Genomic DNA, 25,241 nt, shown 5'->3' on the forward strand with positions numbered 1-25,241 from the left:
GGCGGCATCCCGGCAGTGGCGGCCATGGGCACGGCGCTGGGCGAGGAGCAGCTGGAGATGCTCTGGCGCCATCACGCGGTCGCCGTCAAAGCACAGGGTCGGCTCCGCGTGATGGCGCCAGAGCATCTCCAGCTGCTCCTCGCCCAGCGCCGTGCCCATGGCCGCCACTGCCGGGATGCCGCCGCGCTGGCAGGCGATGACGTCCATGTAGCCCTCGACCACCACGAGCGGCGGGTGCTCGTCGGCCGGCGCTGCGGCGATGATCTTGCGCGCTTCGGAGAGGCCATAGAGCTGGTGGCCCTTGTGGAAGACTGAGGTCTCCGGCCCGTTCAGGTACTTGGCGCGGGCCTGCGGATCCATCGCCCGGCCGCCGAACGACACGATCCGGCCCCGCGCGTCGCCAATCGGGAAGATGATCCGATCGCGGAACCGGTCGTAGGGCGCCCCGCCCTCTTCCGGCGCGATCAACAGGCCCGTCTCCACCAGCTCGCCCGGCCGCGCTCCTTTGGCGATCAGATAGTCCTTCAGCGCCGTGCGGCCGGAGGGCGAGAAGCCCAGGCGGAAGCGAGCCCAGTCCTTCTCCGGCAGGCCGCGCCGTTCCAGATAGGCCCGCGCGTCGCGGCCCGAAGGCCGCCGCAGCTCCGCCTCGAACCACTGAGCGGCCAGCTCCAGCCATTCGGAAAGCCCCTGGCGGACCTTCTCATGCTCGGCAGCGCGCGGGTCGACCGCGGGCAGCGGCACGCCCGCCTCGGCGGCGAGTCGCTCAACCGCCTCGACGAAGGTCAGGCGCTCGGCCTCCTGCAGAAACGAGATGATGTCGCCGGTCTTGCCCGACGAGAAATCAAAGAACTGGCCCTTGTCGTCGTTGACGTAGAACGACGGCGTCTTCTCCTTGGTGAAGGGCGACAGGCCAACGTACTCGCGTCCCTGCCGGCGCAGCTTCACCGTCTTGCCGATCACGTCCGAGGGACGGAGGCGAGACTTGATCTCGTCGAGGAAACGTTCGTCGAAGCGCATGGCCGGATCATAGAGGCTTCGCGCCCGCGCGCAGCAAGGGCGCAATCGCTCCCCTCGCGCCCCAACCATTTGACGCCCGCGCCCTGAAAGCCGATGTTGCCGGCTTCTGTGGCGCGTACTGATTTGGGGGATGGGCGCTTGATCATGTGGCTCCGTCTCGCGGGCGCCTTGCTGGTGACGCTCTGCGCCATCGGCGCCCTGGAGTACTTCGGCGTCAGCCGGCTGCTGGGCGGCCGAGCGCCAGACGACGCCCCGGCCGCGGCCTATGCGCCGGCGCGGGAAATGTTCTGGATCATGATCTTCTTCGTCGTCATGGCGACCTCGCTGCTTGCGGCGGCGCGCCGCTGGGCAGGGCATCTGAAGCGGGCGTTCGCCTCTCCGCCGGGACCGCGCAGGCCGTAGGTCCTACCCCAGGCTACGCACCCAGCCTGGCAGCTCAGCGATCGCAGCGAGTTCGGCGAAGCGCGGATGACTGGCCGGCGTCTCGGCCATTTCGTGGGCCCAGGTCAATGGATAGGGGATGTGTGCTGCGAAGGCGCCGGCCTGCAGCGCCGGCAGGATGTCGGAGCGCATCGCGTTGCCGCACATTGCCGCTTCGGCCGCGCCAGTCCCATGGCGTGCGAAGACGCGCTCATAGGTCGCCGCGTCCTTCTCGCTGACGATCTCGACCGCGGCGAAAAGGTCGCCCAGGCCGCTCGCCGCCAGCTTCTGCTCCTGGTGCAGGAGGTCGCCCTTGGTGATCAGCACCAGGCGGTGGGTCCCGGACAATTCGGCGAGCGCCTGCCGCACGCCGGGCAATGGCTCGACCGGGTGGCTCAGCATCTCGCGCCCGGCGGCCAGGATGTCGGCGACGATACGGCCCGGCGGCTCGCCACCAGTCAGCTCCATGGCGGTCTCAATCAGCGAAAGCGTGAAGCCCTTCACGCCATAGCCGTAGAGCGTGAGGTTCCGGCGCTCGATGGCAGCCAGGCGGGCGTCGAGCGCCTCCGGCCCGGCGACATCGGCCATCAGCGCGCGGAACCGCTCCTGGGTCAGCCGGAAGATCGTCTCGTTGTGCCAAAGGGTGTCGTCGGCATCGAGGCCGACCGTGGTGACGTGCATGGGCTGCCTCATAGCAGCGCCCGGCGTTCGTTCGAAGCCTGCCCAAACCGCGGCGCCGGCGCCCAATCGTGCGGCGCCGGCCCGTCGCCGCGGCGGAAGTGAACCGCCCTTCCGCCGCTATCCTTGGCGTTGTGGAAGATGGGCCGGGTTTTGAGTCGAGGCGTTGGGCATGGCGGGCGGACCTCTGACGGGGTTGTGGGCGCGGTTCGTCCAGGCCCTGACGCCCAAATCTTTGCGCGCTGGCCCGGTGGCGGCCGCACGCGCCGAGGCCCAGCTCGCCCGCGACCGACTGCGCGACGCCATCGAGGCGATTCCCGAGGGCGTGGTCTTCCTGGACGCCGAGGGCCGCTACGTTCTGTGGAACCGGCGCTATGCGGAGATCTATCACCGATCCGCCGACCTGTTCCGGCAGGGAACCCGGTTGATCGACACCCTGCGCGAGGGCGTGCGTCGCGGCGATTATCCCGCTGCCGTCGGACGCGAGGAGGCCTGGCTAGCCGAGCGGGAAGCGATGCTGGCGGCTGGCACCGGCGAGCGGCACGAGCAACAGCTGGCCGATGGCCGCTGGCTGATGATCGAGGATCGCCGCACTTCCGAGGGCGGGGCCATCGGCTTACGCGTCGACATCACCGCCCTGAAAGCCCAGGCCGAGGCCCTCAGCGAAGCCCTGGCCCGGGCCGAGGCCGCCAGCCGCGCCAAGAGCGAGTTTCTGGCCGACATGAGCCACGAACTTCGCACCCCGCTGAACGGGGTGTCGGGCCTGGCCCAGGCGCTGGAAGCGACCCCTCTGGACCCGGAACAGGCCTCGCTGGTGGCCGAAATCCGGGCCTCGGCGGCCGAGCTCGAGCGGCTGGTGCATGGCCTGCTGGACTATGGAGAGACCAGCCAGGAGCCGCTGCGGACCTCGACGCCGTCGCCGCTCAGCACCCCTCATCCCATGCGGGTGCTGGTGGCGGACGATAACCCCACAAACCGCAAGGTCATCGAACTGATGCTCAGCGCCGCGGGCGTGCAGCCGACCTGCGTCGAGGATGGCCGACAGGCGGTCGAGGCGTGGCAGGCCGGAGCCTATGACGCCGTGCTGATGGATCTCAGGATGCCGGTGATGGACGGGCTGAGCGCGATCCGCGCCATCCGCGAGGCGGAGGTCGAGTCGGGCCGCCGACGGACGCCGATCGTGGTCCTGTCAGCCAACACCTCGCCGCAGGATCGCGGAGCGAGCGCGGCGGCTGGCGCCGACAGCCATATCGGCAAGCCCGTGCAGGCAGAGGACCTGCTTGCGGCTTTGACCGGCGCGCTTGCCGCCTAAGCCGCGGCGCAGGCCACGTGCGCGCCGACCACCCGCACGGTCGAGGCCGGGTGCTTGGCCAGCAGGGCGGTGGGGCGGATCGGACGGGCCGTCAGCCCGCCGCCACAGTTAGGGCAGACCCCGCTCAGCCGCCTGTCGGCGCAATCGGCGCAGAAGGTGCATTCGAAGCTGCAGATGCGGGCCTCGCCGCCATCGGGCGCCAGATCGCGGTCGCAGCATTCGCAGTTGGGCCTGAGGATCAGCATCCGCCGATCATGCGCTCACCTCCTGCGAGGGGAAATGACAGTCTTCCGGCAATTCCGGCCAGCTAATCGCCGAGCTTGTCGCCCGGATCGAGGGGCTTGAGCCGCAGCAGCCGCGAGTTCGCCACCGCCGCCGTGCGGTGCGGCACCACATTGGCGCGGTAGTCCGGGTCGCGGACCATGTCGATGAACGCCTGAGAGCCCGGGTATTCGACGATGAAGGCCAGGTCCCAGGCCTCTGAAGCCGGGCCTGTGACCATCACCTGCGGGGCCCCGGCCCAGACCTGGCGGCTGCCCAGCCGCGCCAGATGCGGCGCAATGGTGCGGCCGTACTGGCGGTAAGCCTCTCGGCCGGAGATGTCCTTGCCGTGGTTGGGATGATCCAGCGGATATTCCGCGTGCTCCCGAAGACGGATCAGGTTCAGCATGTGGATCGGCTCGTCGCGGGGCAGGCCCTTGAAGACCTCCCAGGCCTCGCGGCCGGGATCGATGTAGACGTCAGTCATCGTCACTTCCCTGGGGTTATCGGGCGCAGCGCGACGTGCGATATGCGCGCATTGACCCGCCCGTCGGGACTCACTACCTACGCCGCCGTTTGCCCGCCACAAGGAACCTCTCGTCATGAGCCGCGATCTGCTGCCCGGTTGCACCGGTGTGCTGGCCCTGGCCGACGGGACCATCCTGCAGGGCTATGGGGTCGGCGCGGCCGGCTCGGCGGTGGGCGAGGTCTGCTTCAACACCGCCATGACCGGTTATCAGGAGATCCTCACCGATCCGTCCTACATGGCCCAGATCGTCGCCTTCACCTTCCCGCACGTGGGCAATACCGGCACGACGGTCGAGGACCTGGAGCAGATGTCCGGGTCGGCTGAGACCGCCGCCCGCGGCGCGATCTTCCGCGACCTGCCCACGCCGCCCGCCAACTGGCGCGCCAACGCCGACCTGCCCGGCTGGATGGCGCGGCGCGGCGTGGTGGGCCTGGCTGGAGTCGACACCCGCGCGCTCACCCGCTCGATCCGCGAGCATGGCATGCCGCATGCGGTGATCGCGCACGCGCCCGACGGCAAGTTCGACCTCGAGGCCCTGGTGGTCGAGGCCAAGGCCTGGAGCGGTCTGGAAGGCCTCGATCTCGCCAAGGACGCCTCCTGCCTGCAGCCCTTCGTCTATGACGAGGGCCTCTGGTCCTGGCCGGACGGCTACGCCAAGCCGGGCCAGCCGAAATACGAGGTGGTGGTCGTCGACTACGGTGTGAAGCGCAACATCCTGCGGGCCCTGACCAGCGTCGGCGCACGGGTCACGGTCGTGCCGGCCTCGACCACGGCGGAAGAGATCCTGGCCCGCAAGCCGGACGGCGTCCTGCTCTCCAACGGTCCCGGCGACCCCGCGGCGACCGGGGAATACGCCGTGCCGGAGATCAGGAAGCTGATCGACTCAGGCACGCCGGTCTTCGGCATCTGCCTGGGCCACCAGATGCTGTCGCTGGCGGTGGGCGGTCGGACCGTGAAGATGGAACAGGGCCATCACGGGGCGAACCACCCTGTGAAGGACCTCACCACCGGCAAGGTGGAGATCGTCTCCATGAACCACGGCTTCACCGTCGACCGTGACAGCCTGCCAGCCCCAGTGGTCGAGACGCACGTCTCGCTGTTCGACGGCACCAACGCCGGCATCGCGCTCAAGGATCGTCCGGTCTTCTCGGTCCAGCACCACCCCGAAGCCTCGCCCGGCCCGACGGACAGCCTCTACCTCTTCGAACGCTTCGCCGGCCTGATGGACGCGGCGAAGTAGCGCTCGGCGGAAACCTCCAGCCCGCGTCACGAGTTTGCTCCGGATATTTGTTCGGAGACGTCAAAATGTTGAAGTCCATCGTCCTGGCCGCCGCCGTGGCGGCTTTGGCCCTGCCAGCCGCCGCGCAGCCTGGGCCCTCGATCCCGACCACACCCAATGAACAGGTCGGTATTCACACCGGGGACACTGCGTCTAACGGTTCCGCCACGATCGTCACCGACCGCACCGGGACCCATCCTGATGGCTACACGGGAATGGCGACCACGAATCGGGCGTCCGCCAGCGGCGCCACGCACGTACGGCGGCATCATCACCGGCGCGCCACGAGCGAGCCTTCGCCCAACTGAAACGGCTAGGCGGCGGTCGCCCTAGATCTTGGCGAGTTTGCCGACGGCGGTGATCGGGCCGGTGGGCGCGTCGACCTTTGGCGAGCCGCCGGGCGGTTCGATCGAGACGGCCAAGGCCGAGCCGGCGGCGAGCGACGGCAGCAGCTTTTCCGACATCGGAATGGCCTTGGTCTTGCCGGGTTCCAGGATGCCCAGCGGCCGCGGCTTCCCGTCGGCGGGGATCACCCACAGTTCGTGGACGTGGGCCGGATCGTTGTTGGGTGTCACCAGCGAAGTGACGATCAGCGCTTTGCGGGTCGGATCGTAGGCGGCGACGAACAGCGGCACCGGCGCGCCCGATTGGCTGACCAGACTGGCGTCCAGCAGCGAGCCGCCCGCGGCCGGCGGCCCTTGAACCACCGTGGGCGCGCGGTTGGCGAGCATGACGGCGGCGGCGAGGCTGGCGGCGGCCAGGGTCAGCGAGCCGGCCGTCGCACCACGCCAGAAGCGCACCATTCGCTGGATCGGCGCATTGTCGTTGGCGCCGAGCGACCGCTCGATGCGCAGCCACAGATTGTGGGGCGCAGGGACAGCGGAAATACCCTGAGTCATGGGCGTCAGACGTTCGCGCCACTCCTCGACCAAGGCGGCGAACGCCGGCTCGGACGCCATGCGCGCCTCGGCCTGCCGCCGCTCCGCCGAACTGAGCACGCCCAGGGCATGCTCCGCGGCGAAGGCTTCGGATTCGGAAAGTTCGGGAGCTTCGCTCATTGCGACAGACAACCCTTGAGCTTGGCCAGGCCCCGGCGAACCCAACTCTTTACTGTACCCAATGGCGTATCCATGCGGCGTGCCAAGGCCTCATAGGTAACGCCTTCGAAGAAGGCCGTGCGGATCACTTTTTCAGTTCGGCCGTCGAGCTCGGAAAGGCAGTCCCTGAGCCGCCCTTCCTCCCCGGCCGTGACCAGCAGAGCCTCGGCGCTGACGCCGCCGTCGGGGATATCGAGATCCTCGACCTGATCGGCGTAGGCCATCGGACCGCGCGCCCGCAGACGGTCGATCGCCCGATTGCGGGCGATCGTCGAGACCCACGTCATCACGCTCGCGCGGGACCCGTCGAAACGGTCTGCACGGCGCCAAACTGTGACATAGACCTCTTGCAAAACGTCCTCGGATTCCTCGCGGTCGGACAAGATACGTAGGCAGACGGCGAAAAGCTTCGCGGAGGTCGCATCGTAAAGTTGCCGCAGGGCGGCGCGCTCACCCGCGGCGACGCGGGACATCAGGGCGGCGAGGTCTTGGGGCGTGGTCGCAGCGGCCAAGGTTTTAGGCTCAGGTCTCGCTAGGCTGGCTTGCCGGCTGGCGGTCAGGCCTTGACGTTGCCCGCTCAGGGCCGCCGGGGCAACCCTCTACACCCAAGGTAGTGAAAGCGAGGGGCGCCAAACCGGGTCAAGCCGCCACTGTGCGTGGCTTGCGGGCAGCCGCGCGTTTCACCTGGGCGGCAGCGAGCCGCTCAGCCTGGCGCTGCGAGGCGGCTTCTTCCAAGGCCGGCAGAAGTTCGGCCGCCGCGGTCTGCTGGCGGGCGTCTCCGCTTTCCTGCAGGCGGCGCGCATTGGCCAGGAGGTTGATGACTTCGGCGTCGGTGAGCGTGGGGATCTTCTCGACGAGGGTCATAGAGCGCGCCTTTCGCATCGGCCGCCGCGGGTGCGGCCATCTCCATCCTATATGGCTAAGCCGCCGATTGGTTTCGAGTTTCGCCGCACTTTTTCGCGATCTTGCCTCCCCTCCGGAAATCCGACAGGCTGGCGCCATCGAATTCGTCACGGTTCGGCCGACTTTCCCCGCCAGTTATTCTCGGCGCCGGACCTGCCTTCCGACCCCTTTCGAACTGAGATCGCTGGCGTAAATGCTTGCGCCGGACGGCCATAACCTATCAAGGGACTCGGAATTACATGGCTAGTGGCACAGTCAAATGGTTCAACGGCGCCAAGGGCTTCGGCTTCATCCAACCGGATGAGGGCGGCCCCGATGTCTTCGTACACATCTCCGCGGTCGAAAAGGCCGGCCTGCGAGGCCTGAACGAAGGCCAGAAAATCACCTACGAGCTGGAAAAGGACCCCCGCAGCGGAAAGTCCGCCGCGGGCAACCTGCAGGCCTGAAGCCCGCTCAAGCCCGTCAGAACTCGCAATGGGCCGGTCACCGCACCGGCCCATTTTGTTTGCCTCCCTCTCCCGCATTGCGGGTGAGGCAAGGGTTGCGCGTATCCGACTCCGTCTCTAAACGGGCGGCTTAACCTGCAGAATTGGCCGGGCGGCGCGTGAAAGCGTGCGAGCCCTCGCGCGCGAGACGAGATTGCCCAAACGTACCGACATCTCTTCGATCCTGATCATCGGCGCGGGGCCGATCGTCATCGGGCAGGCGTGCGAATTCGACTATTCCGGCGTCCAGGCCTGCAAAGCGCTCCGCGCCGAGGGCTACCGGATCGTGCTGGTGAACTCCAACCCGGCGACGATCATGACCGATCCGGACGTCGCCGACGCCACCTACATCGAGCCGATCACGCCGGAGATGGTCGAGAAGATCATCGCCAAGGAGCGCCCCGACGCGCTGCTGCCGACGATGGGCGGCCAGACGGCGCTGAACACCGCCTTGGCGCTCGACGCCTCCGGTGTCCTCAAGAAATACGGCGTCGAGATGATCGGCGCGCGCGCCGAGGTCATCGACAAGGCCGAAGACCGCCAGAAATTCCGCGACGCCATGGACCATTTGGGCCTCGAGAGCCCCAAGTCCAAGGCCGCCCACACCATGGACGAGGCCCTGGAGGGCCTTGAGTTCGTGGGCCTGCCGGCGATCGTGCGGCCGAGCTTCACGCTGGCCGGCACCGGCGGCGGGATCGCCTACAACGTCGCCGAATTCCGCGAGATCGTGGAGCGGGGCCTGGACCTGTCGCCAACCACCGAGGTGCTCATCGAGGAGAGCGTGCTCGGCTGGAAGGAGTACGAAATGGAGGTCGTCCGCGACAAGGCGGACAACTGCATCATCGTCTGCTCCATCGAGAACATCGACCCGATGGGCGTGCACACGGGCGACTCGATCACCGTCGCCCCGGCTCTGACGCTGACCGACAAGGAATATCAGCAGATGCGCGCGGCCTCGATCGCCGTGCTGCGCGAGATCGGCGTCGAGACCGGCGGCTCCAACGTGCAGTTCGCGGTAAATCCGGCCGACGGCCGGATGGTGGTCATCGAGATGAACCCGCGCGTCTCGCGCTCGTCGGCGCTGGCGTCCAAGGCCACCGGCTTCCCGATCGCCAAGGTCGCCGCGCGCCTGGCCGTCGGCTACACCCTCGACGAGCTGATGAACGATATCACCGGCGCGACCCCGGCTTCATTCGAGCCTTCCATCGACTATGTGGTCACCAAGATCCCGCGCTTCGCCTTCGAGAAATATCCGGGGTCGGAGCCCTATCTCACCACATCGATGAAGTCGGTGGGCGAGGTCATGGCCATCGGCCGCACATTCGCCGAAAGCCTACAGAAAGCCCTGCGCGGCCTCGAGACCGGCCTCTCCGGCCTCGACGAGGTGGAGATCGAGAACGCCGCCAATCCGGAGATGGGCCACGCCGCGGTGGTCCGTGCGCTTGGCCAACCGACCCCGGATCGCCTGCGGGTCATCGCCCAGGCCTTCCGCCACGGCCTCTCGGTCGAGGACGTCCACGCCGCCTGTTCCTACGAGCCTTGGTTCCTGCGCCAGATCGAGACCCTGGTGGCCGAGGAGGCGCGGGTGCGCTTCGTGGGCCTGCCGACGACGGCGCAGGGCTTCCGGGCGCTGAAGGCGCAAGGCTTCTCCGACGCCCGCCTGGCGCAGCTGACCGACACCAGTGAAACCCGCGTGCGCGACGCGCGCCGTTCGCTGGGCGTCCGGCCGGTGTTCAAGCGGATCGACACCTGCGCGGGCGAGTTCAGGGCGGAGACGCCCTACATGTACTCGACCTACGAGACCGGGGCGCTCGGCCAGGAACCGGACTGCGAGAGCGAGCCGTCTGAGCGGGTGAAGGCCATCATCCTGGGCGGCGGCCCCAACCGGATCGGCCAGGGCATTGAGTTCGACTACTGCTGCTGCCACGCGGCCTTCGCACTGGCCGAGATCGGCGTCGAGTCGATCATGGTGAATTGCAATCCCGAGACGGTGTCGACGGACTACGACACCTCGGATCGCCTGTACTTCGAACCTCTGACCGCAGAAGACGTGCTGGAACTGATCCATGTCGAACAGTCGAAGGGCACGCTGCTGGGCGTCATCGTGCAGTTCGGCGGCCAGACGCCGCTGAAGCTGGCCCAGCCGCTGGAGGACGCCGGCATCCCGATCCTCGGCACCTCGCCGGACGCCATCGACCTGGCCGAGGACCGCGAGCGGTTCCAGCAGCTGCTCCATAAGTTAAAGATCCAGCAGCCGATCAACGCCATCGCGCGCAGCCGCGACGAGGCCTTCGCCGGCGCCCATCAGGTGGGCTATCCGGTGGTGATCCGGCCGTCCTACGTGCTGGGCGGGCGGGCCATGGAGATCGTCCGCGATGACGAGCAGCTCGAGCGCTATATCACCAATGCGGTGAAGGTCTCCGGAGACAGCCCGGTCCTCATCGACCAGTACCTTTCCCGCGCCACCGAGGTCGACGTGGACGCGCTCTGCGACGCCTCCGGGGCCGTCTTCGTGGCCGGGGTGATGGAGCACATCGAGGAGGCCGGCGTGCACTCTGGCGACTCAGCATGTTCGCTGCCGCCCTTCTCGCTGAAGCCCGAGACCATCGCCGAGCTGAAGGTGCAGACCACCGCCATGGCCCGCGCCCTGGAAGTGCGCGGTCTGATGAACGTGCAGTTCGCGATCGAGGAGCCGCACTCGGCCGAACCCAGGATCTTCGTCCTGGAGGTCAATCCGCGGGCCAGCCGCACCGTGCCATTTGTCGCCAAGACGATCGGCCGGCCGCTGGCTGCGATCGCCGCCAAGGTCATGGCCGGCAAGTTGCTCTCCGACTTCGACCTGACCGAGACGCCCTACGACCATATCGCGGTGAAGGAAGCCGTCTTCCCCTTCGCCCGCTTCCCGGGCGTCGACACGGTGCTGGGCCCGGAAATGCGCTCGACCGGCGAGGTCATGGGCCTGGACTGGGTGCGGCCGGGCGAGACGCTGGCGCCGGCCTTCGCGCGGGCCTTCGCCAAGAGCCAGCTCGGCGGCGGCACGGTGCTGCCCAAGACTGGCTGCGTGTTCGTCTCTGTGAAGGACGCCGACAAGCCGTGGGTCCTGGAGCCGGTGAAGCTGCTGCTGGGCCTGGGCTTCAAGGTGATGGCCACCGGCGGAACCGCGACCTACCTGCAGGGCGAAGGCCTGCCGGTCGAGCAGGTGAAGAAGGTGCTCGAGGGCCGTCCGCACATCGTCGACGCCATGAAGAACGGCGAGGTGCAGCTGGTGTTCAACACCACCGAGGGCCGCCAGTCGCTGGCCGACAGCTTCGAACTGCGCCGCACCGCCCTGATGATGAAGACCCCCTACTACACCACCGCCGCTGGTGCACTGGCGGCGGCCCAGGCGATCGTCGCGACCGTTGAGGACACCCTCGAGGTGCGGCCCCTGCAGAGCTACGCCTGAGGCGACAGCTCATCGCGGCGCGGAAACCTTGCTGCGGGACAAGGGGCGCTTCGCCGCTGTCCGAGCGCGGCATTCCGCAACGATTTATGACCCCTGCCCCCTCGACGGAGGCCCCATGCCGCCAGGATCAGACTCCGGCGTTCGGCGAACAAGCTCAAGCATATCGTTTGACGCGGAGTCCCCATGAGCGCAGATTCCGCCGCAGAAGCCTGACTGAAGCAGGCTCACGGGCGTGCTCCGGCGGCCCAGAATAGACCGGCCGGGACGACGCCGCGTGGCGTCTGCCGCAGTCTGGCGGGGGCGAAGAACCCCCAAGCAGATTGGGAAGGACGCTCTATGCACTCTGATCAACCGGAAATCCGGCCGCATAAGAACAAGCATGTGGCCGAGCGATTCGAAGGCATGCTCGGCAAGCTCATGGTCGCGGCCATCGTCATTCTTGCGATCGGGGCGATCTACATGGTCATGACGGGCGACTCGACGCCCTCCTGGATGCGCTGAGGCGTTGACGCCGGCGCAGGGCCGCGCCGGCGTCAACATTTCCGTCCGGCCGAAAAGGGCTGTGAGGCCCTGGCGGGAGTTTGCGCCCTGGGCTAGGCCTCCGTTCAACAAGAACAGGAGGAACGTCGATGGCTGGGCGCGTGGCGGGAAAGGTGGCCCTGGTCACCGGGGGTGCGAGCGGCATCGGACGCGGTTGCGCCGAATTGCTGGCCACGGAGGGCGCGGTGGCCGTCGTCACCGACCTTCAGGATGAGCGCGGCGCGGAAACGGTGGCCGCCATCACCGGGGCGGGCGGCAAGGCCTGGTACGCTCATCACGACGTCACCGACGAGGCCGCCTGGGAAGGCGTGATCGCCGAGATCAAGTCCCGCGAGGGGCGCCTGGATATCCTGGTCAACAACGCTGGCATCGGCATCGGCGGCTCGGTGCTGGAGATGACCCTGGCCGACTGGAAGAAACAGACTGCGGTCAACCTCGACGGGGTCTTCCTGGGTGTGAAGCACTCGATTCCCCTGATGCGCGTCTCCGGCGAAGGCGGCAGCATCATCAACATGTCCTCGGTCGCCGGTCTGAAGGGTTCGGCCATCCTGGCGGGCTATTGCGCCACCAAGGGCGGGGTGCGGCTATTCACCAAGGCCGTGGCCATGGAATGCGCCGGCGCCAAGGATGGCATTCGAGTGAACTCGGTTCACCCCGGGATCATCGAGACGCCGATCTGGCTCAGCATCATGAACCTGGATAACCCGGGCGCGAACGCCCCGCCGGACCTGGACGCCATGTCGACCATGGCGGTGCCGCTCGGCGTGAAAGGCTACCCGCTGGATGTCGCCAACGGGGTCCTTTGGCTGGCCAGCGACGAGAGCCGCTACGTCACGGGCGCAGAACTGGTGATCGACGGCGGGCTCTCGGTCCGGTAGCAAACGGGACCATGGCGGCGGCGACCCTCAACGTCATCTTCGGACCCTGCGGCGCGGGAAAGACCACCTACGCCCACGCCTTCGCGCGCCGGGAGAAGGCGGTGGCCTTCATCCTCGACGACTGGATGGCGCGCCTGTTCGGCCCCGACATGCCCGAGCCGCTCGAATACGAGTGGATGCTGGAACGCGTCGGCCGCTGCGAGGCGCAGATCTGGTCGGTTGCGGCAGGCGCGATCGCCGCGGGGACCTCGGTGATCCTGGACATCGGACTTATGCGCAGGGCCGACCGCGCCCGGGTCCGCCAGATCGCTGACGCGACCCAGCTCCTGCTGCAGTGGCACTTCGTGGATGCGCCCGCCGAGGTGCGGCGGGCCCGCGTCGCCGGTCGCAATGTCGTGCGCGGCGAAAGCTTTGCTATCGATGTTCCGCCGGACATGTTCGACTTCATTGAAGGCGTCTACGAACCGCCGGAGCCTGCCGAGCTGAATGGGGCTGTGATGAGCCTCAGCGACTAGGAGGAGCGCATGGGCAAGACGACTGGACCCGTCTTCGCCGCCGCCATGGGACTGGGGATCGCCGCCGGCGCCGCGGGCGCAGCCGAGCGCTTTCCGACGCTCGCGCTCGACCAGATGACGCCGGAGCAACGCAAGGTGGCCGAGGCGATCCAGGCCGGTCCGCGCAAGAGCCTGGGCGGGCCGTTCAGCGCCTGGCTGCGCAGCCCCGAGCTGGCCGACAAGCTGCAGCAGGTGGGCGAGCACCTGCGTTTCCACTCCAGCGTGCCGCCCCGGCTGAACGAGTTCGCCATCCTGATCACCGCGCGCGCCTGGGACGCCGACTACGAATGGTCAGCGCACTATCCGCTGGCCATGAAGGCGGGGCTCAAACCGGCGATCGCCGCCGAGCTGGCGCAGGGCCGCCGCCCCGCCGGTATGGCCGCCGACGAAACGGCGGTCTACGATTTCGTGACCGAGCTTCGCCGCACGCACCGGGTCAGCGATCCGACCTACGCCGCCGCCAAAAGCGTGCTGGGCGACCAGGGGATCGTCGATCTGGTGGCGCTCAGCGGCTACTACGACCTGGTCTCGATGACCTTGAACACGGCGCAGACGCCCGCTCCGGCGGATGGACCACACCTGCCGCCGGCGGCGAAGAGGGGCGAGCAATGAAGGCCTATATCCTCACCGACCAGGGACCGGCGATGCGCGAGACGCCAAAGGTTCCGCCGCGGCAGGGACAGGTGTCGGTGAAGGTCGAGGCCAACGGCCTGAACCGCGTCGACCTGGCCATGGCCACCGGCGCGCTGCATGGCGCCAGGGGCGGCATCGGCACGGTCCTCGGATCGGAATGGTCGGGCGTCATCGACGCGATCGGCCCTGGCGTCGAGGCCTTCAAGGAAGGCGACCGGGTGATGGGAGCCAGCGCCAGCGCCTTCGCCGAATATGTCGTCGTCCACGCCGCCCATGTGCTGCCGGTTCCCGATGCGATGAGCTTCGAGGACGCCGCCTGCTTCCCGGTGGGGCTGCGCACCATGCATGACGCCATCGCCTCGGCGGGCAAGTTGCAGCCCGGCCAGACCGTGATGATCCAGGGCGCCTCGTCGGGCGTCGGCATCCTCGGCCTGCAGATCGCCAAGGTGCTGGGCGCCAAGGCGGTGATCGGCTCGTCCACCAACGCCGAGCGCCGCGCCAGGCTCGTCGAATACGGCGCCGACCTGGCGGTGGACTCCTCCGACGACGGCTGGGTGGATCAAGTGCTGGAATACACCAACGCCGTCGGCGTCGACCTGATCGTCGATCAGGTCTCCGGCAATGTCGTGAACCCCAACATGCGCGCGACCAAGATCGACGGCCGGATCGTCAATGTCGGGCGTCTCGGCGGGACCCGCAGCGAGTTCAACGCGGACCTGCACGCCCTGCGCCGCATCCACTACCTGGGCGTCACCTTCCGCACCCGGACCCTGGACGAGATCGGCGAGATCAACCGCCTGGCCTCCGAGGCCCTGGGCGGCCCGCTCGCGGCCGGCCAGCTGAAGATGCCGATCGACGAGACCTTCGCCTTCGCCCAGGTCGAGCAGGCCATGGGCAAGATGGCCCGCAACCAGCACTTCGGCAAAATCATCCTGAAGCACTGAAGGGTTCGCAGAGCCGCTACGCCAGGGCGGCGTAGAACTGGCCGGGCCAGGTGGCGTCGGCGGCGCGGTGGAAGGCTTCGCGCTCGGTGAGCCGGTCGTTGTAGTCCAGGAGGACCGGCGCCTCCGGCAGCACCTTCTTGTAGAGCAGGCGTGACAGCGTGCCGCCCAGCACCACGTCGGCGCCGGAGAACCGTTCGCCCAGCAGGAAACGGCGGTCCTTCAGGACGCCGGTCAGCACCTGGACCATGTCGTCGAAGGCGCCGAAGCTGAACTCGAAGCCTGGCAGGTCGATCTTCTTCTCGTGCAGCGTGGCGACGGGGTCGACCACGGCGGTCGAGAACACCATCCACTTCAGATAGGCGCCGCGGTCAGCCTCATCGATCTTCGGGGCCAGCGTTCCGTAGCCGTAGCGGTCGGCCAGATAGATGGCGATGGCGGGGTTCTCGCTCACCACCACCTCGCCGTCGGTCAGGGTCGGGACCTTGCCGGCCGGATTGAGCTTCAGATAGGCGGGCTGCTTCTGCTCACCCTTCTGGATGTCGATGGTCTTGACCTGGAAGGGGACGCCCAGCTCCTCGAGCATCCAGTAGGCGGTGAAGGCGCGGCTTGCGGGCGAGTGGTAGAGGGTGATGCCGCGGGGGCTCGCCATGGGCGTTACGTCTCCGGATCTGCGCGATGAGGGCTTGCGCCTAAGCTAGGGCGCGCCCACCTCTGCCGCCAGTCCACGGAGCTGCAAATGCCCACCCGCGAGCGTGTCCAGGCTTTCGTGGCCCTCGTCGAGGGCGCGCGCTACGTCGAGGCGCTGGAGCAGTTCTACCATCCGGGCGCGACGATGCAGGACAACCAGCAGCCGCCCCGCGTGGGCCTGGAGCGGCTGATCGCCGACGAGAGGGCGACCATGGCGCGCTTCGTCCATATGAAGACCGATCCGGTGACCGACCTGCTCATCGACGGCGACAAGGTGGCGATCCGCTGGCGCTTCACCTTCACGCCGTCCGAAGGGCCGCCGATGGTCATGGAAGAGCTGGCACTGCAGCGCTGGGATGGCGATCGCATCGCCGAGGAGCGGTTCTTCTACGATTCTCGCCAGACCCGGCCGGCGGCGGCGTGAAAGCGAGAGGTCACGATCAGGTCGCAAAGGTTCGCCAGACTTCGTCTGCGGCGCCTGTTCAGTGGTCAGATAGCATCGCTATCGGTCACCTTGCGTTTTGCGTCGCACAATTCTATTCTCTTTCCCCCCGGACGCCTGCGCCCGCGGCCGGTTTTTGCGAACTTCCAACTTAGGGCGAACTCGAGTCACCACTCCCCATGGATAAAGTCCCGATGACCGCCGAGGGCTATCACGCCCTCGACGAAGAGTTGAAGCGTTTGAAGACGATAGAGCGGCCGGCTGTAATCGCCGCTATCGGCGAAGCGCGCGCGCACGGCGACCTTTCGGAGAACGCGGAGTACCACGCCGCCAAGGACCGTCAGGGCTGGATCGAAGGCCAGATCGCCGAGATCGAAGACAAGATGGCCCGCGCCCAGGTGATCGACGTCTCCAAGCTGTCGGGGAGCCAGGTCAAGTTCGGCGCCACGGTCAGCGTGATCGACGAGGACACCGAGGAAAAGGCCCGCTACCAGATCGTCGGCGAACACGAAGCCAACGTGAAGGACGGTAAGGTGTCGATCACGTCGCCCATCGCCCGCGCCATGATCGGCAAGGAAAGCGGTGAAACCGTCGAGGTGAACACCCCGAACGGCGTCAAGGCCTACGAGATCACCAAGGTGGAGTGGGTCTGACCCACTGGGAATGACCGGGGCTCCTTCGCCTCTGCTCACCATCTGGGCCGTCTCGGACGGCCGCGTCGGCATCGAGGCCCAGGTTCTGGGCCTGGCGGAAGCTGTGGCGCGCCAGCGCTCCAGCGAGATCACCGTCAAGCGGATCGGCTGGAAATGGGGGCTGGGCCGCCTGCCGTGGCGGCTGATCCCGCCGGCCGCGCTCAGCGCCGACAGTCCGGTTACGTCGCCATGGCCGGACATCTGGATCGGCGCCGGTCGCGCAAGCCTTCCGCTCTCCATCCGGGTGCGCCGCTGGTCTGGCGGCAAGACCTTCGTCGTCCAGACCCAGGATCCGCGCGGCGCGGTGGCCGCCTTCGACCTGGTGGTCCCTCCGGCCCATGATGGACTCGCGGGCGAGAACATCCTGCCCATCGTCGGGGCGCCCAATCGGATGAACCCGGAGGGCTTCAGCCGCGACCTGGCCCGCTTCGGACCGCGGATCGAGGCCCTGCCACGCCCGCGCGTGGCGATGATCGTCGGCGGCAAGTCCAAGGTCCACGACCTGCCCCCCGAACGGGCCCGGGCCATGGCCGGTGAGGTCGCCAAGGCCGTGCGCGAAGCGGGCGGCTCGCTGCTGCTCAGCTTCACCCGCCGGACCCCGGCCGCGGCCCAGGCCATCCTCACCGCCGGCCTGGCCGATCTGCCCGGCTGGATCTGGGACGGCCAGGGCGAGAACCCCTACTTCGCCTTCCTGGCCGCCGCCGACCAGATCCTGGTCACCGGGGACTCCACCAACCTGGCCACCGACGCGGCGACCACCGGCATGCCGGTCCACGTCCTGGCCATGCCCGGCGGCGGCCAGAAGTTCCAACGGTTCCACGAGGACCTGGCCCGCCGCGGCGTCAGCCGGCCCTTCGCCGGTCGACTCGACGATTGGCGCTATCCGCCGCTCGATGAGACGAACCGTGCGGCCGGCGAGCTATTGCGCCGTTTCGACGCACGAAAGACCCTCTGAGACCTCCCCGGCCAAGCTTGCTTCATGGTAAACAAGGCCGCAATTTAGCAAGACTTTCGCAACACCCTCGCGGCATGGTGGTGCAAATTTTTTAGAGTCGGGGAATCCACGTGGCCAACTACTTCTTCGATCAGATGACGCAAGCGAACGCCGACGCGTTCGTCGATGGGACGGACACGATCATCTTCCGAACCGGCTCAGCGTCGCTGGCGACGGTGATCTTCAACCCGCTGACGTTCAACTCGGCGCCCAGCGTCACCCTGTCCTACCTGGGCAACAGCGTGACCTTCGCCAACGACGGCGCCGCGATCCGCGGCCTCACGAACAGTCTGATCTTCCCGGATAGCTCGAAACTCTATGTCGGCGTCACGGGGAACGACAACATCACCGGGACTGCGGGATCCGACGGCCTGTTCGGCGGAGCCGGCGACGACACGCTGACCGGCGGCTCCGGCGGCAACGACTTGCTGCAGGGCAACCAGGGCAACGACTCGCTGGTCGCCAGCACGGGGCTCAACACCATCTTCGGCGGCCAGGGTGACGACAGCATCACCCTGTCGGGCGCCGGCCACTCGGCCACGGCCACCAACTTCGCCCAGGGCAACCTCGGCAATGACACCATCGTGGGCAGCACCAACGCCGACACCATCCTGGGCGGCCAGGGCGACGACAACATCAGCGGCGGCGCCAACACGGCGTCGTCGGACTTCCTGGACGGCAACCTGGGCAACGACACGGTCAGCGCGGCCGGCAACACGTTCGGGGGCGACACCATCGCAGGCGAGGACGGCGACGACAGCCTGACCGGCGGATCCGGCGGCGACTCCCTGAACGGCGGCAACGGCGATGACACAATCGTCGGCGGCGCCGGCAATGACACGATTTCGGCTGGCGCGGGCAACGATCAGGTCAGCGGCGGCGCCGGCAACGACACCGTCGACCTCGGCGCCGGCGTCAACACCTTCACCAGCAGCGGCGCTGGCCACGACACAGTCACCGGCGGCAACGACGGCAACACCATTACCCTGACCGGGCACTCCGGCGACGTCGTGACGACCGGCACCGGCAATGACTCGGTCCTCGGCGGCCTTGGCGGTGATACGATCAATGTCAGCGACGGCTCCAACACCGTCACCGACACCGGCGCACTCGGCGACACCATCGTCGGCGGCGCAGGTGCGAACAGCATCACCACCGGCGCGGGCGACGACAACATCTCCGTCGGCGCGGGCAACAACACCATCCTGTCTGGAACCGGCTCCGACACGATCTCCGCCGGCGCAGGTAACGACCTCATCACCGGCTCGGGCCTGATCAGCGTCGGGGGTGGCACCGACACCATCACGTCGGCCAGCACCAGCACGATCACCGGAGGCGCCGGCGGCGACTCCATCACCGCCCACGGTGGTCATGACCTGATCACCCTCTCGGGGGGCAACAACACATTCGTGGAGACCAGCGGCAACGACACTGTCGTCACAGGCGCGGGCAACGATACATTCACGCTAAGCGGCAACGGGGCGAACAACCTCAACCTCGGCGACGGGAGCAACACCGCCACCGAGACCGGTACGGGCGGCGACACGATCGTCGGCGGCAACGGCGGCAACGTCATCGACACCCACGCGGCTAGCGGAAGCGATAGCATTTCCACCGGGTCCGGCGCTGACACGATCACGACCGGCGGCGGCACCGACATCATCAGCGCTGGCGGCGGCAACGACCAGATTACGTTCACCGGCCAGGGTGCCGTCCAAGGCGGGGATGGCAATGACACCATTAGCGCCGGCAGCGTTGGCTCGCTAATCGATGGCGGGACCGGCGCCGACTCCATAAACGGCAGCACGAGCGCTAGCGGTGACACGATCACCGGCGGCACGGGCGATGACGTGATCGCAGGTCACGGGGGCGCCGACTTGCTCACTGGTGGCGGCGGCAACGATACCTTCCAGTTCGCGACCACCGATTCCGTGGTCAGCGCTGGGCAGACCGGAATCACGACAATCACCGATTGGACGTCGTCAGATTCGCTGAAGATTGGCGCGATCGGAGCCGGTAGCTATCACGCGGACACCTTGACCGCGTCCAATTTCAGCGCGGCAGTATCGGTGGCTGACACCGCAATAAATGGGGCAGGAACGCACCACGACGACACCTATGTTGCGGTTCAGGTCGGCACGAACGTCATCGTGTTCGCCGACACCAATGCGGACCACGACATCACGGCGACGGATACCGCGATCATTCTGACGGGCAAGTCGCTTACCGACGTCCTCGCCTCAGATTTCATCTGACGGCCACAAAGACCTGTTCTTGCGGGGGCCGCCCTTCGGGGCGGCCCTTTGCGTTTGGGCTAGGGTGTCGGCGGTCGATTCGTGGGAGACGTCGGTGATGAGCGGCCCCAGCATCCTCGTGGTCACCGACGCCGGCCCGGCGGTGGGCGGCGGCCATGTGATGCGCTCGCTCACGCTGGCCGGCGCCCTCGGCGGCCAGGGCGCGGTCTGCCGTTTCCTCGCGCCGCCGGCGGTGGAAGCGATCGTCGCCGCCTTCGCGCCGGAGACCGAACGGCTCGCCGCGGTCTCCACCGGACCGGGCGACCTGGCGCACGCCGCGCGCGAGGCGAGGTTCGATGCGGTGATCTTCGACCACTACGGCCTCGCCGAGGGCGACCACGTCGCCATCGCCCAAGGTCGTCCGGCGCTGGTCATCGACGACCTGGCCGACCGGCCGCTGGGCGCCGACCTGCTGCTGGATTCCGGGCCGGCGCGGCGGGCGGAGGACTACGATGGCCTGACGCGCGACGGCGTGCGCCTGCTGCTCGGGCCGCAGTACGCGCCGGTGCGCCCAGAGTTCGCCGCCCTGCGCGAAACCGCCCTGGGTTGGCGCGGCGAGCCGGTGGGCCGGGTGCTGGTGTCCCTGGGCCTGACCGACGTGGACGGGATCACCGGCCGCATGGTCGAGCGGCTGCGGCCCAAGGTCAGCGACGTCGGCATCGACGTCGTCCTGGGCGCCGAGGCGCCCAGCGTGGCCAGCCTGAGCAAGATCGCCCGGCGCGACACCCGCATCGTCCTGCATGTCGACAGCCCGCACATGGCGCGGCTGACCGCCGAAGCCGACATCGCCATCGGCGCGGCGGGCTCCTCGACCTGGGAGCGCTGCACGCTGGGCCTGCCGACCTTGATGGTGGTGCTGGCCGAAAACCAGCGCGCGGCGGCCCGGACCCTTGCCGAGCGCGAGGCGGCGCTTACCCTCGACATCGGCGATCCCGCGTTCGATGCGAACTTCGACCGGGCGCTGATGCGGCTCACCACCGACGCGGCCCTGCGCCGGCAGCTGGCCACGGCCAGCGCCGCGCTCTGCGACGGCCTGGGCGCCCCGCGGGTCGCCGAGGTGTTCCTGAAAATGGTCGCGGCCCGGACTTCCTAGAGCGCCAGCCCGCCTGACCGGCCCGCGCGACATGGACGACAGCGCGGCCTAGCGCCGCCAGGTAGGCCAGACTTTCAAGCGCGCTGGATGAAGAGGCAGTCGCCGGCCACAAAGGCGCGCGCCACACCGTCGCCCCACTGATCGAGAAGGGCGTCGCCGGCTCGCTTGGGCCCATCCCCGTAACGCCAGCAATAGTCGTCGATCGCCACCCATCCCCCCTGCGGAACGAGCGGTGACCAGAGCAAGACGTCCTCCGCAGCGCAGGCCGCATCGTGATTGCCGTCGATGTGCAGCAGGGCGATGCGACCACTGGGCTTCAGCCCCGGGAACGGTTTCAGAAGGCGCACCGCCTCGCCGTCTGCGCTACCGCGATAGATGGCGTTGCCTGTGGCCGAGGGCGTGCGATAGGCCGCCATCGTGCCCTGCGGAGCAAGCGCCGCGAAGGTCGCTTCAAACGCGTGGGCGACGCGTTCCAGACCGGCCGAGCGCGTATAGTCCTGCATGGCCTTCGGCAGGTCCTGCTGTGCGCCGGCCTCCGACGACCAGGGGTCGAAGACGAACAGGCGCCGCTCAGTCCCGCCGAGCGCGCGCCCGGACAGCAACACGCAGGCGGACCGCCCGAACAGGGCGCCGATCTCAACGATGTCGCCGTCCGGCGCGTCAAGCAGGCAGGCGATCAGGGCGGCCAGCTTGTCGTCATAGGATTCGCCGAACAGGTCGAAGGCGAGCCGGATGACGCCGGCCAGGAACGGCGGGTCCGGCGGCGTGTGGTCTGGCGTCAAGGCTGTAATCAGCCGCGTCCAGTGCTCGGCGCGCGCAAAAATGTCGTCCCAGCGCGCGAACTCCTGCTCCAGTGCGGACCGATTGATGATCCGCAGAGGCGCCAGGTCGTGTTCGCGCAACAGGTCACTGAGCGCCGCATGGACCATGTGCGCGGCGGCATAGATCTGGGTGACCCCATGTGTCCGCAGGAGATCGAGAAACGCCGGCAGGAACTTCGGTTCATGAACGAGCGGCAGCCTCGTCCAGGGGGCGGCGCCCTCGATCGGATCGCTCGTGTCCGACGACGCGCCGACGACGCGCTCACCCCGCTCCAGCGCCTGCTTGAGGTAGGCGCGGCCGTCCGGGGTCGAAACCGGAAACACCAAGGTCACAGACATGTCGCTCATCCAGCCGCTCGGCCAACCCGTGCATCACGCATGGCGCGATACGGTAAACACCAGACTTAGATCGCCCTGGCGACGGGCCCCGTCTCTTCGGCGCCGCGTTAACCATCTGGCGGAATTCGACCTGTAGCATGCCTCCAAGCTTCGTATTGGAGGGAGAACCTCATCGTCATGGCCAGTCGCGCCGTCGCCCAAGTAAGCGCTCCTGTCGCTGAGCCGTGCAAGACTGTGCCCATTGCGCAGCCCGAGCTTCCCAACGCCGAAGCCCTGCTGCCCTACCTGCGCCAGATCGACGACAGCCGCTGGTACTCCAATTTCGGGCCTTTGCTCACCGCGTTTGAAACGAGATTGGCGGCCCGGTTCGATCCGAAGTCCCAGATCGTGACCTGCACCAATGCGACGCAAGGCCTGACCCTGTGCCTTCGAGCGCTTCAGCTCCCGCCGGGCAGCCTTTGCGCCATGCCGGCCTATACCTTCGTGGCCACGGCGCATGCAGTCATGGCGGCCGGCCTCACGCCCTATTTCCTGGACGTCGATCTCCACGACTGGACGTTGCTGCCGCAGACTGTGCGCCAGGCCATGGCCCGCGCACCGGCGCCCATCTGCGCCGTGATCCTCGTCGCGCCCTTCGGACTGATGCCCGACCTTGCGCCCTGGCTGGCGCTTCGCGAGGAGACCGGCGTCGAGGTGGTGCTCGACGCGGCGGCCGCCTTCGACGATGTCCACACGGCGCCCCTTCCCACGGTGGTGAGTCTCCACGCCACCAAGGTGCTCGGCATCGGCGAGGGCGGGTTCGTGGCGACCGACGATCACGATCTCGCCCGACGGGTGAGACAGTTGACCACATTCGGCTTCAGCGGGTCCCGGGAATCCCAGATCGCCGCCACCAACGCCAAGCTCAGCGAATATGCCGCTGCGATCGGCCTGGCGGCGCTCGACGCCTGGCCACACAACCGCCTGCGCTGGCTGCGCGCCGCCCAAAGCATGCGCGCGGCGATGGTCCACCTGCCGCAGGTGGTCTTCCAGCCCAGCTGGGGTCTCGACTGGGCGACCAGCGTCTGCTGCGTTCAGCTGCCGGAAGGAAGCGCTGAAACAGTAGAAGGGAAGCTGAACGCCCTGGGTGTCGAAACCCGCCGCTGGTGGGGCCTCGGCTGCCAGACCAATCCGGCCTTCGCAGGCTGTCCGCGGGGCGAACTTGCGCAGACCGACCGCCTGAGCCGCTCAGTCATCGGCCTGCCGTTCTCGATCGACCTCGACAATGAGCAGATCGGCCGCATCGCGACCGCGCTGGCGACGAGCCTCATCGAGTTCCGCAAATGACGGAGCAGAGACTGGTCGTGGTCGGCCCCGGCCTGATGGGGTTGAAGCACATCGAGCTGATCCTGAGGAACCCGCGCTGCGAGCTCGCCGGTATCGTCACCCCCGAGCGGGACGTCTTCAACGATGTGGGCGAACGCTTGAACGTTCCCCTGTTCCACGACCTGGAAGCCTGCCTTACCGGCGTCGCCCCCTCGGGAGTGATCATCTCCTCGCCCAACGAGTTCCACTACGGACAGGCCTGCCTGTGCATCGAACGCGACATCCCGGTGCTGATCGAGAAGCCGATCACATCGACCTATGACGACGCCGTGCGCCTGGTCGAACTCGTGGCCCGCCGCAACGCCAAGGCGATAGTCGGCCACCACCGGGCCCATAGCCCGCTGATGGCGACGGCCAAGGCGGTCATCGAGCAAGGCCGCTTGGGACGGCTGGTGGCCATCCAGGGCAGCGCGATCTTCTACAAGCCGCCGGAATATTTCGAAGCCGGCCCCTGGCGGCGCGAGCTCGGCGGCGGCCCGATCCTGATCAACCTGATCCACGAAATCGGGATCATGAGGACCCTGTGCGGCGAGATCTCCGCCGTCCAGGCAATCGTCTCCAACACGCTACGGGGGTTCCCTGTGGAAGACACCGTGGCGATCAATCTCCAGTTCCGGAACGGCGCGCTCGGGACGTTCGTCCTGTCCGACACCGGCGCCTCGCCGAGGAGTTGGGAACAGACGTCGCGTGAAAACCCGGTCTATCCGACCTATCCCGACGAGGACTGCTACAGCATCACCGGCACGCTCGGTTCGCTGGATTTCCCCACCATGCGGTTGAAATCGCATCCGGCCCCGCAGGCGCCTTCGTGGCACACGCCATTCACCGAGGAAGTGATCCCGGTGGCCAGGCAGGACCCGCTGGAGCGCCAGCTGGAAAACTTCCTGGATGTGATCCTGGGCGCTGCGGATCCCGTCGTCACCGCCTTCGACGGCGCGCAGAACGTGAGGGTCGCGGAGGCCATCCGCCGCTCCGCGGAGACGAAGTCGCTGATCGCGTTCGAAGGCTAGCGGCGTGGAGACGCCGCGCCTCAAGGGCCAGTTCAACGATGGATAGGGTTCTTCTCCTCGACACCAATGTCGCCTCGGCGCCCATTCACCGGTATCTCACCGACGCGGGCTTCGACGTTCATGTGGTGGGCCGTAACCCAGGAGACTTCCTCGCCAAGGCGTCTCCCAACTACATCAACCTGGACTATTCCGACGTCGAAGCGACCCTGGCGCTCGTCGAGCGGCTGGAGGCGAAATACCTCGTTCCCGGGTGCAACGACCTTTCCTACGAGACCTGCGCAGCGATCAGCGCGCGGCGGCCGTTTCCGGGCATCGACCCGGTCGAGACCGTCCGCATCCTGGGCAACAAGCAGGATTTCCGCCGCTACGCCGCCGCCAACGACATCCCCGCCCCACGCCAGATCATCGAGGCGGAGCTGGTCGCCGGCCGATCGGTTATCGTCAAACCCGTGGACGCCTACAGCGGCCGCGGCGTCACCGCCTTGAAGGCGCCGACGGCGGACGAGATCGGCGCCGCGCTGACCTTGGC

General features: G+C 67.8%; 28 protein-coding genes. 19 read left to right on the forward strand and 9 right to left on the reverse strand.

From position 1 onward, the window contains the following. Nucleotides 1–1,017 (reverse strand): DNA primase (dnaG, locus tag E8A12_RS03850; RefSeq protein WP_293366436.1); only part of this gene is annotated, 1,017 nt, incomplete at its 3' end. 144 nt (nucleotides 1,018–1,161) lie between these two features. On the opposite strand from dnaG, the gene E8A12_RS03855 reads away from it, so the two are divergent. Then, nucleotides 1,162–1,419, forward strand: a complete 258-nt coding sequence (locus E8A12_RS03855; RefSeq protein WP_293366437.1) for a hypothetical protein — start codon at nucleotides 1,162–1,164, stop codon at nucleotides 1,417–1,419. Between the two features lie 3 nt (nucleotides 1,420–1,422). On the opposite strand, the gene E8A12_RS03860 is transcribed toward E8A12_RS03855, so the two are convergent. After that, nucleotides 1,423–2,118, reverse strand: coding sequence for an HAD family hydrolase (locus E8A12_RS03860; protein WP_293366438.1), 696 nt, complete (start codon nucleotides 2,116–2,118; stop codon nucleotides 1,423–1,425). Between the two features lie 169 nt (nucleotides 2,119–2,287). Between E8A12_RS03860 and E8A12_RS03865 the strand changes: the two genes are divergently transcribed. Continuing rightward, complete coding sequence (locus E8A12_RS03865) at nucleotides 2,288–3,427, forward strand: response regulator (RefSeq protein WP_293366439.1); 1,140 nt, start codon at nucleotides 2,288–2,290, stop codon at nucleotides 3,425–3,427. On the opposite strand, the gene E8A12_RS03870 is transcribed toward E8A12_RS03865, so the two are convergent. After that, nucleotides 3,424–3,672, reverse strand: a complete 249-nt coding sequence (locus E8A12_RS03870; RefSeq protein WP_293366440.1) for a DUF1272 domain-containing protein — start codon at nucleotides 3,670–3,672, stop codon at nucleotides 3,424–3,426. The two genes, E8A12_RS03865 and E8A12_RS03870, sit on opposite strands and share 4 nt — an antisense overlap. A 62-nt stretch (nucleotides 3,673–3,734) precedes the next feature. Next, a complete protein-coding gene (locus E8A12_RS03875) occupies nucleotides 3,735–4,175 on the reverse strand; it encodes a DUF1330 domain-containing protein (RefSeq protein ID WP_293366441.1) in 441 nt (146 codons plus the stop codon). Nucleotides 4,176–4,290: 115 nt separating this feature from the next. Here E8A12_RS03875 and carA point away from each other — a divergent pair, with 115 nt between their 5' ends. Both carA and E8A12_RS03885 read left to right on the forward strand, forming a co-directional pair. Beyond that, nucleotides 4,291–5,457, forward strand: coding sequence for a glutamine-hydrolyzing carbamoyl-phosphate synthase small subunit (gene carA, locus E8A12_RS03880; protein ID WP_293366442.1), 1,167 nt, complete (start codon nucleotides 4,291–4,293; stop codon nucleotides 5,455–5,457). A 65-nt stretch (nucleotides 5,458–5,522) separates the two neighbouring features. Then, on the forward strand, nucleotides 5,523–5,804 hold the full coding sequence (locus E8A12_RS03885; protein ID WP_293366443.1) for a hypothetical protein: 282 nt from the start codon (nucleotides 5,523–5,525) through the stop codon (nucleotides 5,802–5,804). Nucleotides 5,805–5,825: 21 nt separating this feature from the next. On the opposite strand, the gene E8A12_RS03890 is transcribed toward E8A12_RS03885, so the two are convergent. From E8A12_RS03890 to E8A12_RS03900, 3 genes are all read right to left on the reverse strand, one after another. Continuing rightward, a complete protein-coding gene (locus E8A12_RS03890) occupies nucleotides 5,826–6,554 on the reverse strand; it encodes an anti-sigma factor (protein WP_293366444.1) in 729 nt (242 codons plus the stop codon). Next, the gene (locus E8A12_RS03895; RefSeq protein ID WP_293366445.1) at nucleotides 6,551–7,105 is read right to left on the reverse strand and encodes a sigma-70 family RNA polymerase sigma factor; all 555 of its coding nucleotides are present in this window, start codon (nucleotides 7,103–7,105) and stop codon (nucleotides 6,551–6,553) included. The genes E8A12_RS03890 and E8A12_RS03895 overlap by 4 nt, the downstream gene beginning before the upstream one ends. A 127-nt stretch (nucleotides 7,106–7,232) precedes the next feature. Beyond that, the gene (locus tag E8A12_RS03900) at nucleotides 7,233–7,457 is read right to left on the reverse strand and encodes a hypothetical protein (RefSeq protein ID WP_293366446.1); all 225 of its coding nucleotides are present in this window, start codon (nucleotides 7,455–7,457) and stop codon (nucleotides 7,233–7,235) included. 278 nt (nucleotides 7,458–7,735) lie between these two features. Here E8A12_RS03900 and E8A12_RS03905 point away from each other — a divergent pair, with 278 nt between their 5' ends. The 7 genes from E8A12_RS03905 (at nucleotide 7,736) to E8A12_RS03935 (ending at nucleotide 14,975) form a co-directional block, all read left to right on the forward strand. Then, the gene (locus E8A12_RS03905) at nucleotides 7,736–7,942 is read left to right on the forward strand and encodes a cold-shock protein (protein WP_293366447.1); all 207 of its coding nucleotides are present in this window, start codon (nucleotides 7,736–7,738) and stop codon (nucleotides 7,940–7,942) included. A 193-nt stretch (nucleotides 7,943–8,135) separates the two neighbouring features. Further along, nucleotides 8,136–11,426 carry a carbamoyl-phosphate synthase large subunit gene (carB, locus tag E8A12_RS03910; RefSeq protein WP_293366448.1) on the forward strand — a complete coding sequence of 1,097 codons (3,291 nt, stop codon included), beginning with the start codon at nucleotides 8,136–8,138 and terminating at the stop codon, nucleotides 11,424–11,426. 336 nt (nucleotides 11,427–11,762) lie between these two features. After that, nucleotides 11,763–11,927 carry a hypothetical protein gene (locus tag E8A12_RS03915; RefSeq protein ID WP_293366449.1) on the forward strand — a complete coding sequence of 55 codons (165 nt, stop codon included), beginning with the start codon at nucleotides 11,763–11,765 and terminating at the stop codon, nucleotides 11,925–11,927. 128 nt (nucleotides 11,928–12,055) lie between these two features. Next, nucleotides 12,056–12,844 carry a glucose 1-dehydrogenase gene (locus E8A12_RS03920; protein WP_293366450.1) on the forward strand — a complete coding sequence of 263 codons (789 nt, stop codon included), beginning with the start codon at nucleotides 12,056–12,058 and terminating at the stop codon, nucleotides 12,842–12,844. Nucleotides 12,845–12,855: 11 nt separating this feature from the next. Beyond that, nucleotides 12,856–13,359: an ATP-binding protein gene (locus E8A12_RS03925; protein ID WP_293366451.1), complete on the forward strand. Its 504-nt coding sequence runs from the start codon at nucleotides 12,856–12,858 to the stop codon at nucleotides 13,357–13,359. 9 nt (nucleotides 13,360–13,368) lie between these two features. Next, complete coding sequence (locus E8A12_RS03930; protein ID WP_293366452.1) at nucleotides 13,369–14,010, forward strand: carboxymuconolactone decarboxylase family protein; 642 nt, start codon at nucleotides 13,369–13,371, stop codon at nucleotides 14,008–14,010. Next, on the forward strand, nucleotides 14,007–14,975 hold the full coding sequence (locus tag E8A12_RS03935) for a zinc-binding dehydrogenase (RefSeq protein WP_293366453.1): 969 nt from the start codon (nucleotides 14,007–14,009) through the stop codon (nucleotides 14,973–14,975). Before E8A12_RS03930 ends, E8A12_RS03935 begins: the two co-directional genes overlap by 4 nt. Before the next feature lie 16 nt (nucleotides 14,976–14,991). Here E8A12_RS03935 and E8A12_RS03940 read toward each other — a convergent pair whose 3' ends face one another. After that, nucleotides 14,992–15,624, reverse strand: a complete 633-nt coding sequence (locus E8A12_RS03940; RefSeq protein WP_293366454.1) for a glutathione S-transferase family protein — start codon at nucleotides 15,622–15,624, stop codon at nucleotides 14,992–14,994. Nucleotides 15,625–15,711: 87 nt separating this feature from the next. Between E8A12_RS03940 and E8A12_RS03945 the strand changes: the two genes are divergently transcribed. From E8A12_RS03945 to pseG, 5 genes are all read left to right on the forward strand, one after another. Beyond that, nucleotides 15,712–16,086, forward strand: a complete 375-nt coding sequence (locus E8A12_RS03945) for a nuclear transport factor 2 family protein (RefSeq protein WP_293366455.1) — start codon at nucleotides 15,712–15,714, stop codon at nucleotides 16,084–16,086. A gap of 197 nt (nucleotides 16,087–16,283) precedes the next feature. Beyond that, on the forward strand, nucleotides 16,284–16,757 hold the full coding sequence (gene greA / locus E8A12_RS03950; RefSeq protein ID WP_293366456.1) for a transcription elongation factor GreA: 474 nt from the start codon (nucleotides 16,284–16,286) through the stop codon (nucleotides 16,755–16,757). 10 nt (nucleotides 16,758–16,767) lie between these two features. Beyond that, nucleotides 16,768–17,751, forward strand: coding sequence for a mitochondrial fission ELM1 family protein (locus E8A12_RS03955; protein WP_293366457.1), 984 nt, complete (start codon nucleotides 16,768–16,770; stop codon nucleotides 17,749–17,751). A 110-nt stretch (nucleotides 17,752–17,861) separates the two neighbouring features. Continuing rightward, nucleotides 17,862–20,045: a calcium-binding protein gene (locus tag E8A12_RS03960; protein WP_293366458.1), complete on the forward strand. Its 2,184-nt coding sequence runs from the start codon at nucleotides 17,862–17,864 to the stop codon at nucleotides 20,043–20,045. A gap of 97 nt (nucleotides 20,046–20,142) precedes the next feature. Beyond that, complete coding sequence (gene pseG / locus E8A12_RS03965) at nucleotides 20,143–21,177, forward strand: UDP-2,4-diacetamido-2,4,6-trideoxy-beta-L-altropyranose hydrolase (RefSeq protein ID WP_293366459.1); 1,035 nt, start codon at nucleotides 20,143–20,145, stop codon at nucleotides 21,175–21,177. 74 nt (nucleotides 21,178–21,251) lie between these two features. Here pseG and E8A12_RS03970 read toward each other — a convergent pair whose 3' ends face one another. Next, nucleotides 21,252–22,337, reverse strand: a complete 1,086-nt coding sequence (locus E8A12_RS03970; protein WP_293366460.1) for a class I SAM-dependent methyltransferase — start codon at nucleotides 22,335–22,337, stop codon at nucleotides 21,252–21,254. A gap of 177 nt (nucleotides 22,338–22,514) precedes the next feature. Here E8A12_RS03970 and E8A12_RS03975 point away from each other — a divergent pair, with 177 nt between their 5' ends. The 3 genes from E8A12_RS03975 to E8A12_RS03985 all read left to right on the forward strand — a co-directional run. After that, nucleotides 22,515–23,663, forward strand: coding sequence for an aminotransferase class I/II-fold pyridoxal phosphate-dependent enzyme (locus E8A12_RS03975; protein WP_293366461.1), 1,149 nt, complete (start codon nucleotides 22,515–22,517; stop codon nucleotides 23,661–23,663). Then, a complete protein-coding gene (locus E8A12_RS03980) occupies nucleotides 23,660–24,712 on the forward strand; it encodes a Gfo/Idh/MocA family oxidoreductase (RefSeq protein WP_293366462.1) in 1,053 nt (350 codons plus the stop codon). The genes E8A12_RS03975 and E8A12_RS03980 overlap by 4 nt, the downstream gene beginning before the upstream one ends. A 38-nt stretch (nucleotides 24,713–24,750) precedes the next feature. Continuing rightward, on the forward strand, nucleotides 24,751–25,241 hold a 491-nt coding region (locus E8A12_RS03985; protein WP_293366463.1), incomplete at its 3' end, for a hypothetical protein.

This window comes from Phenylobacterium sp. (genome assembly GCF_004799395.1).
Taxonomy (GTDB): Bacteria; Pseudomonadota; Alphaproteobacteria; order Caulobacterales; family Caulobacteraceae; genus Phenylobacterium.